The sequence below is a fragment of the Bacteroidia bacterium genome, assembly GCA_025056095.1.
Lineage (GTDB): Bacteria > Bacteroidota > Bacteroidia > JANWVE01 > JANWVE01 > JANWVE01.
Genome location: JANWVW010000360.1, coordinates 1 through 930 on the forward strand (window position 1 = coordinate 1; position 930 = coordinate 930).

Annotated in this window: 1 protein-coding gene; it reads right to left on the minus strand. The window is 39.0% G+C overall.

Annotated features, from left to right (window positions below; translation table 11 throughout):
- The coding region (locus tag NZ519_14015; GenBank protein MCS7029868.1) for a T9SS type A sorting domain-containing protein at positions 1-830 on the minus strand (830 nt) is incomplete at its 3' end.
- Between the last annotated feature and the right edge of the window lie 100 nt (positions 831-930).

Genomic DNA, 930 nt, shown 5'->3' on the forward strand with positions numbered 1-930 from the left:
TTGGGAACATTACTAACATCCAACACATTACTACCCGACTGTAAATATACATTCTGCACTACCTTGCCACTGACATCTACTACACTACACCATGCAGGTTCAGGGATACTTACACGTACCTCATCCCGCGCAGGATTGGGATACACCAATGCAGAAAGTTGAGGTATGCTCTGGTCTTGCACATTTGACGCAAGATACAAGTAACGATAATAATCATATCCTGCCATGATAAACTTCCATACATACACCGTGTCTGTTACTACTCCCCCCAAACTGTTGTAACAATTTAATGTCTCAAAATCCATACGGTAATATCTAGACATGTACATTGTACTGTAGTTAAGAGTTATGCTGCCTGCACTAAAATCCCTTAACAAGTGATATGGACCGTCTTCAGGATGAACATCTTCAAAATACCATTGTAACAAGGTAGAATCATGGCAGGAATTGGGTACAAATAAACTGTGATTATACTTTACTGTCAAAGGAAAGTTCTTTCGCTTAGCGCGGACCAAAACAACTACACGTACTTTGCCCCCTCCACTTGTTATACAAGGGTCCATAAGAGTGTATTTATTAGCTATTTGTTTCTTGGTAAAACCATCTGCTACTTCAGGAGGGTAGTAACTTGGAGTTAATGCTCTGGCTCCAAATACGCTATCAAAAGGGGTAGAGTAGGGGATGAATACTTCACCGAAGGAAGTGTCTATGGTATCCGTAGCCATAGGATCATAACCAATGATTACGCTGTCTTTATTGCCTGCGTTGTCGTTAATCTGTATAGTAAATTGAAATTCAGGCACACTTTGGCTCAATGCGATTAAGCCCAAACAGCAAAAGAGCAAGATTAACCTTAACTTTTTCATATTGCTTCTCCTTTCTTTTATTGTTGTACGATAATTTTTTCAAAGTAATTTAATTCAGGAATTT